This is a genomic window from Butyrivibrio sp. NC3005, from assembly GCF_000424545.1.
GTDB lineage: Bacteria > Bacillota > Clostridia > Lachnospirales > Lachnospiraceae > Butyrivibrio.
On the sequence record NZ_AUKC01000045.1, the window covers coordinates 22,698 to 32,427 of the forward strand.

Below are 9,730 nucleotides of genomic sequence, written 5' to 3' on the forward strand. Positions count from 1 at the left end.
AATCAAAAAATAAAGCCTTAAAGCATAATTAAAACATATCCAAACCTAAAAGCCTTTTTTTAACACCTTTTTATCTGCTTTTTCCATTGTGCATTTTAACTATTTTTGCAAACTGGATTCTAAACTAAAAATTTAGTTTCTTCCTTATTATATTAATATTTTTTTCTAGTTCTTTCTCGACACTTATTCTTGCTTCAATTCTGTTGATGCTGGACATAACTGTAGTATGATCTTTTTTCCCTAGCACTTTTCCAATTTCTACAAGAGAAGCATCAGTAAGTTCTCTGCACAGATACATTGCAATCTGCCTTGGAACAACAATTTCTGTGCTTCGTTTCCTGGAAGTTATTTCTTCTAATGTTATTCCGAACTGTTCACATACCGTATTCACAATAAGTTGTGGTGTTATTATTTTTTCTTCCTTAATAAGAATTGTATCTCTTAATGCTTTTTTTGCTGTATCAAGTGTTATTTCAGAATTGTCCAGCTTTGAAAAAGCTACAACCTTGTTGTATGCGCCTTCGATTTCTCTAATATTACTCCTGATATTAGAAGCAATATAATCCAAAACCTCATTGCATGTTGCTTTGCCAAATCCCGCTTCGTATCTTTGTAAAATAGCCATTCTTGTCTCATAGTCAGGTGGAAGAATGTCTACTGTAAGTCCCATTTCAAATCTTGATCTAAGTCTTTCTTCCAAAGTTGCCATTTCTCGCGGAGGTTTATCGGAAGAGAGTATGATTTGTTTGCCCTCTTGATATAACTCATTAAAAATATGAAAAAACTCCTCTTGTGTTGATTCTTTCCCTATAATGAACTGTACATCATCAACCATCAGAACATCTATCTTCTTGTATTTGTCTCTAAAAACTGACATTGCCTCATGATTTTTCGACCGTATAGAATCTATCAGTTCATTAGTGAATGTCTGCGAAGTTACATATAAAATTCGTGCTTTAGGATTATTCTTTGTCAAATAATTTCCTATAGCCTGCATCAAATGCGTTTTCCCAAGACCTGCTCCTCCATACAGAAACAATGGATTGTAAACTTCTCCAATAGCTTCTGCAACAGCTAGGCTTGCTGAATAGGCAAATTTATTATTAGGACCTACAATAAATGTTTCAAATCCATACTTCTGGTTAAATTTGGAATTAGTCAAAGAAGATATGTCGTGTTTTGGAATATTGTTTTTTGCAGCTGTTTCTTTTTTCTTTGAATAAGAAAGTTCATCTTCTTTACTCAAGATTTCTTCTTTTGGGGCTGCGTCTGTGTTCTCAAATGTTTTTGGAATATCTTTTGGAAGAATAAATTCTACATCTATAGGCATATCTAAAGCCTCTGAGAATGCTACTTTGAAGAATATCCCATAGTGTTTTTCTATATAGTTTTTGGCTATAACATTTTCGGATGGAATTAAAACAAATACCGTTTCATCATTAAAATCGTATAATTCAAGCGGTTTTATCCATGTGTCAAACGAAATCCTTGTTATTCCAGAATCAACATGGATTGTTTCTTTGATTTTGTCCCATTCTCCCTTGATGTAATCCCACTTATCATCAAAAGACATGTAATCCTCCCCATGTTTGTAAATCACAATAAATTAACTACGATTAAAGTCTTATTTAATCATAAACGAAAACAGTCCAAACTTCAATTTAATAAGCTCTTTTTAACCTCTTTTCATGCTGTATTTTGGAACATAAAAAGTGTTTTTTCATTTATTTTATTCCAAAATTAACCACATCTTTTCCACATATTCCATATTTGGTCGTGAAAAAATCTTTTTAATACCAAATATAGGTTAGTAACATGTGGATAACTTGTTATAAAACGGATTTTCGTTAATTTTTCTGTTTTATGCGAGTTTTACAGGCTTGACGAATCATTCAATTTTATATATAATTATAACGATTTTTTCCACACAGGATTAATACAGACTTATCAGAATCTGTTTTCCTGTCAGGAAACAGATTCTTAAATCTATTTATTTGTGTAAAGGAGGTGTAACCCATATGAAGATGACATTTCAGCCACACAAGCTTCAGCGTAAGAGAGTGCATGGTTTCAGAGCTAGAATGAGTACTCCAGGCGGAAGAAAGGTTCTTGCTGCCAGAAGAAGTAAAGGTAGAAAGAGATTATCCGCTTAAGGATAAAAACACTAAAGGCCACATAACTTCTATGTGGTCTTATTTTTTTAGGAGTTATCGTGGAATCACTAAAAAAAACAGAGGATTTTAGAAATGTATATACCAAAGGTCGTTCTTTTGCAGACAGAAACTTAGTTGTTTATGTGTGGAAAAATGGTCTTACAAAAAACAGACTTGGTATCTCTTGTTCTAAAAAAATAGGGAATAGTGTGGTAAGACATCACTTTGCCAGACTTATCCGTGAAATTACAAGACTACATGAAGAGGCGTTTCATAGTGGTTGGGACGTTGTAGTCGTTGCCAGATTTAACAGCAAACAGGCAGATTATCATCAGCTTGAAGCATCTTTTATCAAACTGGCTGAAAAAGCTCATTTAACAAAAAATAATGAGCGGGTTTAAGACCTTATCACAGCCTGGGTCTTAAGCTGTTACACAATATGTGATTAGTTTTGAAATTTAGCATACCTTAAAAGGTGGTGCAGATGAAAAAAATAATGTTATTACTGATCCGGTTCTATCGAAGACATATTTCGCCATTCAAGTCAACAAAGTGTCCATATATTCCAACCTGCAGTGAATATGCTTATGAAGCTGTAGAAAAGCATGGTGCTTTGAAGGGAGGTTTGCTTGCAATCTGGCGAATACTAAGATGTAATCCATTTTCAAGTGGTGGATATGATCCGGTTCCAGAACACTTTTTTACTGGAGGAAAAGAGTAAATGAATACAATCATTAATGCGATTGCATACGTTCTCGGCTTTATAATGCAGGGAATTTTCATTATGCTAGGGGCAATCGCGTCATTTTTCACAAACGGCAATGTAACAGTAGGTAATATCGGTATTGCAATTATTCTGTTTACTGCTATTGTCTACACTTGCATGTTGCCTCTTACTTATCGTCAGCAGAAGTTCTCTAAGCTTCAGAATAAAATGCAGCCGGAGATCAAAGCTATCCAGAGTAAGTACAAAGACAAAAAAGATCAGGAATCTCAAATGGCTATGAATCAGGAGATTCAGGCTGTTTACAAAAAGTATGGCGTATCCATGACAGGTAGCTGTGTTCAGATGCTACTGCAGATGGCAGTTCTTTTTCCTCTCTACAGAGTTATCTATAACATGCCAAAATACGTACCTGCTGTAAACAACATCTTTGCAAAGCTCTCTGATGCTCTTGTAAATACCAAAGGCGCACATGATGTAATTTCCAGCTTTTCTGGTGCAAGTCAGTTTACTAAAGAACTTGCTTCTGGTGCAAACGCTGACGTATACACAGAAATATTGAACAAAGCTTCCTCCGCTGACTGGAACACACTTTCTAACTGGGCAGCAAATAACGATACATTAAAGGGACTTGTACAGACTGGACACAAAAACGTTCTTGATATGAACAACTTCCTTGGTCTTACAATTTCCGATTCTCCTTCTTACATGTTCAAGAATGCAACAGCTAATGGTTTTTCTTCTGCTGCGCTTCTTGCTATTATCGGAGCTCTTATCGTACCTATTCTTGCATGGTTTACTCAGTATTTGTCTGTAAAACTTACAACATCTATGACAACCGACAAGAATGCGCCAAAGGATCCTAACGATCCGTCCGTACAGATGCAGCAGTCAATGAAAACAATGAACATATTTATGCCTTTATTCTCAGCATTTTTGTGTTTCTCAATGCCTGCCGGTATTGGTCTTTACTGGATTGCATCTGCTGTAGTTCGTACTATTCTTTCTATTATTGTTAACCATCGTATTGATAAGATTGATATCGATCAGATGATTAAAGACAACCAGGAAAAATATGAAAAACAGCTTGCAAAAGCAAAGGTTCTTGCAACAGACATGAAGCTTTATGCATCTTTTTCAAGCAGAAACCCTGAAGCTATCAGCAAACTAAAAGAAACAAATCCTCTTACAGAAGAAGAGCGTCAGAAAAAGCTTGATGAAGCTGCAGAGTATTATAAGTCAGGCAAAGCAAGACCTAACTCACTTCTATATGCTGCAAATCTTGTTAAAAAATATGAAGAAGATCAGTTGAATAAATAACAGGGGGACATTTATTTATGAACGAATATAGGGAGTTTACAGCCAAAACTGTTAATGACGCAATTACACTTGCGTGCGAAACATTTTCTGTTATTTCAGAACGTCTTGATTACGAAGTCGTTTCCGAAGGATCTAATGGATTTTTAGGAATGGGTGTTAAACCTGCTAAAATTCGTGCTCGTATCAAAGAGTTTAAATTTGAAGAAAGCGTTAGTAATGAAGTTAAGCCTAAAGAAGATAACACTGAATTTGATAAAGAACCTGCAAAATTCGAATCATCTTTAAACACTGACTACTCTTTAATTGAATCAAGTGCTAAGACTTTCCTCAAGGATGTTTTCCATGCGATGGATATGCCTGTTGATATTGAAGTATCTTTTGACGTAGAAGAGAAGATTCTCTCCATCAACTTATCCGGTGAAGATATGGGCGTTCTCATCGGGAAGAGAGGACAGACACTCGACAGTCTTCAGTACCTTGTTTCACTTGTTGTCAACAAGAATCAACCTGAATACATTCATGTAAAAGTTGACACTGAGAACTATCGTGCACGTCGTAAAGTTACTCTTGAAAATCTCGCAAAGAAGACTGCTTTTACAGTTAGAAAAACTCGTAAGAGTTTTTCACTTGAGCCTATGAATCCGTATGAGAGAAGAATTATCCATTCAACTCTTCAATCTGACAGATATGTTACAACACATTCAGAGGGTGACGAACCTTATCGCAGAGTTGTAATTACTTTGAAAAGAAACTGATAATTATTGATAAGTAGCCCTTTTCTGTAGATTACAGATTAGGGCTACGTTTTTATAAAAAGAGAACAAAAATATGATTCATACAAATGAAGATACTATCGCAGCTATTGCAACTGCAATGTCTGATGCAGGTATAGGAATTATCAGAGTAAGCGGAAAAAAAGCAATAAGCTGTGTTTCTAAATACTATATTAATTCAAAAAAAGTGCATGATTTGGAAGAACACGAAGCAGGGACCATTAAATTTGGTTTTTTCATTGATGACGATGAGAATATCATAGATGAAGTAATGGTTTCAGTAATGAAAGCACCTCATTCCTATACACGCGAAGATGTTGTCGAAGTCAATACACATGGTGGAAGTCTTGTAATGCAGCAAGTGTTAAAACTTCTTACCTCTGACGAAAATGTGTGCAGGCTTGCAGAGCCTGGAGAATTTACCAAGAGAGCCTTTTTAAATGGAAGAATAGATTTAACAAGAGCCGAAGCTGTCATGGATATTATCGAAGCTAAAAACGAGTTTGCTTTGAAGAACTCTGAAAAACAGCTTCGTGGTTCTATGCGCGATTTAATACATTCTCTTAGAGAAAAGATACTCTATGAAATGGCATTTATTGAATCTGCACTTGATGATCCTGAAAACTATAATTTGGACGGATATCCAGAAAAGCTTTCCGGCAATCTATCAAGATGGATATCAAAAACTAAAAAACTTCTAGGTACAGCCGATGAAGGAAGATTACGTACGTCAGGTATAGTTACAGTTATTGTCGGAAAACCAAATAGCGGAAAATCTTCACTTTTAAACGTGCTAACAGGCGAAGAAACTGCAATCGTAACAGATATCGCTGGAACTACACGTGATGTTATCGAACATGATGTTAAGATTTCTGATTTACTACTTCATGTGATTGATACTGCTGGCATTCGTGAGGCCACAGATAAAATTGAAGCAATCGGTGTGGACAGGGCAAAAAAATATGCTTCCGATGCTGATCTTATCCTATATGTAATAGATTCAACAAGAGAACTTGATGAAGAAGACAAGCAGATTGCCGAAATAATAAAAGATAAGAAAGTTATTGTTCTTCTCAATAAATCTGATCTTGAAGAAAATATTATTTTAACAAAAGAAAATCTGACAGATAATATTTTTTCTGCTATAAATATAGATGGTGAAAACACAAGAGTCATTCAAACTTCAATGCTCAATGAAAGCGGAATTAATGATTTGAAACAAGCTATCGTGGAACTGTTTTTTAACGGACATCTCGTACCTTGTGAAGAGATGTATGTTACAAATCTTCGTCACAAAAAGCTTTTAGAAAATGCGCTTTCTTCTCTTATGCTAGTAGAACAAAGTGTTGAGGATGGAATGAGCGAAGATTTTTATGCTATAGATTTAATGAATGCTTATAAATATCTTGGTGAAATTCTCGGTGAAGAAGTAGGTGAAGACTTAGTTAATGAAATATTCTCCAAGTTTTGTATGGGCAAGTAATGATTAAGGAAATAAAACAATGGATAAAATTATTGAATCAGTTGACGTATGTATTATAGGTGCCGGACATGCCGGATGTGAAGCAGCTTTGGCTTGCGCAAGACTTGGTCTTTCTACAATGATTTTTACAGTAAGTGCTGATAATATTGCATTTATGCCATGTAACCCACACATTGGCGGATCTTCCAAAGGTCATCTTGTTCGTGAAATTGATGCTCTTGGTGGAGAAATGGGCAAAAATATAGATAAAACATTTCTTCAGTCAAAAATGCTCAACACATCCAAAGGACCCGCAGTTCATTCACTAAGAGCGCAGGCAGACAAACTCCAATATTCTCTTTCAATGAAAAAAATATTGGAAAATCAAGAAAATCTTACTATCAAACAAACAGAAGTAGTAGAAATACTTACAAGCGAAATTACAGATGAAGATAAAAAGAAACTTGGATATGAGAAACAGGTTATTGGTGTCCGTATAGAAACAGGTGGAATTTATACTTGTAAATCCGCAATTTTATGTACTGGAACATACCTTAAAGCTCGTTGTCTTTGTGGTGAAAGTATTACATATACAGGACCAAATGGAATGCAACCTTCCAATAAACTCTCTAAATCACTACTCGATATCGGTATCGGACTTAGACGTTTCAAGACAGGAACTCCTGCAAGAATGGATGGCAATAGCATCGACTACTCCAAGATGGAAGAACAGTTTGGTGATACTCCTGTTGTACCATTTTCTTTTTCCACAAATCCTGAAGATGTTCAGAAGCCGCAAATGTCCTGTTATCTTACATATACAAATGAAAAGACTCATGAAATAATAAGAGCTAACATTGATCGTTCACCTATTTACGCAGGAGTAATTGAAGGTGTCGGACCAAGATATTGTCCTTCAATAGAAGATAAAGTTGTAAAGTTCCCTGATAAGATTAGACATCAGGTGTTCATAGAACCTGAGGGAACATTTACTAACGAAATGTATGTTGATGGAATGTCTTCTTCAATGCCTGAAGATGTTCAGATTCAAATGTACCGTTCTGTTCCAGGACTTGAACATTGTAAAATTGTAAAAAATGCTTATGCAATCGAATATGATTGTCTGTGTTCAGGACAGCTTTCACCAACACTTGAAATCAGACAGATTAGAGGCCTTTTTTCCGCTGGTCAGTTTAATGGTTCAAGTGGATATGAGGAAGCTGCCGCTCAGGGACTTTATGCAGGTATTAACTGTGCAATGCAAATAAAAAATAAACCTTACATCACTATCGATAGAAGTGAAGGTTACATTGGAGTTCTTGTTGATGATCTTGTTACTAAAGATAATCTTGAACCATACAGAATGATGACTAGTAGGGCTGAGTACAGACTTCTTCTTCGTCAGGATAATGCCGATATTCGTTTAAGAAAAAAAGGCTATGAAGCCGGTCTTATTTCTGAAGAAGAATATCAAAGCCTTCTTTTGAAAGAAGAGCAAATCAAAGAGGAAATTGATAGACTTAAATCTATAAGAGTTGGTGCAGCCAAAAACATTCAAGAGTTCATGATTGAACACGGTTCAACTCCATTAAAAACTGCTTGCACCCTTGCAGAGCTTATTTGTAGACCTGAATTATCCTATGATGATCTCGCACCGATTGATCCTGATAGACCAAAGCTCAGTAAAGCTGTTACAGATCAAGTTGAAATCAACATTCGATATGAAGGTTATATTACCAGACAGGAAGCACAGGTTTCTGCCTTCAAAAAAATGGAAGAGAAGAAAATTCCTGCTGATATAAACTATGATGATGTATCTAGTCTTAGAATAGAAGCTCGTCAGAGATTAAAACAGTTCAGACCAGTGAATATAGGTCAGGCTTCTAGAATCAGTGGGGTAAATCCTGCTGATGTTTCTGTTCTTCTTGTTTACCTTGATGCACAGAAGAAAAATAATTAGTTTTATAATCGGAGAGACTCAATGAGAAATTTTACCAACCTGATAGATGATCTTTCAACTATCTCAATAACTTTGTCTCAACATCAGTTAGAACAATTAGATAAATATTATGAATTGCTCGTTTCTTGGAACGAAGTGATGAACCTAACAGCCATTACAGAATTTGATGATGTTTGTAAACTGCATTTTGTTGATTCATTAATGGCCGCTCCGTACTTTGATTTTAACCAAAAAAATTTATCTCTTATTGATGTTGGTACTGGTGCCGGATTTCCTGGTATTGTTTTAAAAATTGCCTACCCTCATTTAAACATCACTCTTTTAGATTCACTAAACAAGAGATTGAAATTTTTAAATGAAGTTATCGAAACACTTGAATTAAATAAAGATGGCGGACATATTGAAACAATACATGGAAGAGCAGAGGATCACTCTAATTTCAAAACCGGAAAACTTCGTGAAAAATTTGATGTTGGATGTGCAAGAGCAGTAGCAAATATGTCTACTCTTTCAGAATATGTTCTTCCATATGTTAAACAAAATGGACGTTTTCTTGCATTCAAGAGTAATCGTGTTTCGGAAGAACTTGAAACCGGAGTAAACGCCATTAATAAACTTGGTGGCGGATCTGTAACTGTAAAAGAATATAAACTTCCTAACTCAGATATTGAAAGAACTATAGTAATAGTTCCTAAAAGTAAAATCACTCCAAAAATTTATCCTCGAAAAGCTGGACTACCATCCAAACAACCTCTATAATAGTAATGGATTTTTCATTCATCAAAAATGTTTCACGTGAAACATTTTTGATGAATTGAAATTTACTGATTGATATTTACTTATTCTAATAAATAAAATTTCATTCTTATTTATCACCACCACACAAAACTTTTTATATTGATTTAGATATTTAATTCTTTGCTATATGCCACGTAAATTCTTCGTGTTTTTATATATTTGCTTATGATTATTGTTTTAAGTATTTACTTTGTATAGGTTATTGTTTTCATCAGGAAAATCAATAACCGTACCAGACCAAAATTTGTCGTCAAGACAAATTTTGTCCTGCGAAGCAGGATTCTTGCTGATGATTATCCTAAATCTCAGCAAGAAGTCATACTTTATTGTTTCTATATACTCTGTTTTACTGTTTGTATATTTCGTCGCAGACACGCTTTCGCTTGATTATAAACGTAGTGGTACGTAATGCGCTAAAAAACAGCGCATAAGAATGCGGCATAATTTAAACACTTTTAAATTATGTCGTCTGCCAAAAGCAGATTAAAAGGCATCATTGATGCCTTTTAACCCCAAAAACCAACGTTTATAAACAGTTCT

The 9,730-nt window shown here is 35.0% G+C and carries 9 protein-coding genes; 8 read left to right on the forward strand and 1 reads right to left on the reverse strand.

Translation table 11 applies throughout. From position 1 onward, the window contains the following. Positions 1-124 precede the first annotated feature (124 nt). Entirely contained in the window at positions 125-1,573 is a 1,449-nt protein-coding gene (dnaA, locus tag G634_RS0111995) for a chromosomal replication initiator protein DnaA (protein WP_035799920.1), read from the reverse strand. Between the two features lie 445 nt (positions 1,574-2,018). Between dnaA and rpmH the strand changes: the two genes are divergently transcribed. The 8 genes from rpmH to rsmG all read left to right on the forward strand — a co-directional run bounded on the left by rpmH (position 2,019) and on the right by rsmG (position 9,151). Then, positions 2,019-2,153, forward strand: a complete 135-nt coding sequence (gene rpmH / locus G634_RS0112000; RefSeq protein ID WP_026505484.1) for a 50S ribosomal protein L34 — start codon at positions 2,019-2,021, stop codon at positions 2,151-2,153. 59 nt (positions 2,154-2,212) lie between these two features. Further along, a complete protein-coding gene (rnpA, locus tag G634_RS0112005) occupies positions 2,213-2,554 on the forward strand; it encodes a ribonuclease P protein component (protein ID WP_242826815.1) in 342 nt (113 codons plus the stop codon). An 83-nt stretch (positions 2,555-2,637) separates the two neighbouring features. Further along, positions 2,638-2,874 carry a membrane protein insertion efficiency factor YidD gene (gene yidD, locus G634_RS0112010; RefSeq protein ID WP_026505486.1) on the forward strand — a complete coding sequence of 79 codons (237 nt, stop codon included), beginning with the start codon at positions 2,638-2,640 and terminating at the stop codon, positions 2,872-2,874. Then, positions 2,875-4,197, forward strand: coding sequence for a YidC/Oxa1 family membrane protein insertase (locus G634_RS0112015; protein WP_026505487.1), 1,323 nt, complete (start codon positions 2,875-2,877; stop codon positions 4,195-4,197). A 17-nt stretch (positions 4,198-4,214) separates the two neighbouring features. Continuing rightward, positions 4,215-4,952, forward strand: coding sequence for an RNA-binding cell elongation regulator Jag/EloR (gene jag, locus G634_RS0112020; RefSeq protein WP_026505488.1), 738 nt, complete (start codon positions 4,215-4,217; stop codon positions 4,950-4,952). A gap of 73 nt (positions 4,953-5,025) precedes the next feature. Beyond that, a complete protein-coding gene (gene mnmE / locus G634_RS0112025) occupies positions 5,026-6,453 on the forward strand; it encodes a tRNA uridine-5-carboxymethylaminomethyl(34) synthesis GTPase MnmE (RefSeq protein ID WP_026505489.1) in 1,428 nt (475 codons plus the stop codon). Positions 6,454-6,472: 19 nt separating this feature from the next. Beyond that, positions 6,473-8,392 (forward strand): tRNA uridine-5-carboxymethylaminomethyl(34) synthesis enzyme MnmG, encoded by a 1,920-nt coding sequence (gene mnmG, locus G634_RS0112030; RefSeq protein ID WP_026505490.1) that lies wholly within the window; start codon positions 6,473-6,475, stop codon positions 8,390-8,392. 21 nt (positions 8,393-8,413) lie between these two features. After that, positions 8,414-9,151, forward strand: a complete 738-nt coding sequence (rsmG, locus tag G634_RS0112035) for a 16S rRNA (guanine(527)-N(7))-methyltransferase RsmG (protein WP_026505491.1) — start codon at positions 8,414-8,416, stop codon at positions 9,149-9,151. The last annotated feature ends 579 nt before the right edge of the window (positions 9,152-9,730 follow it).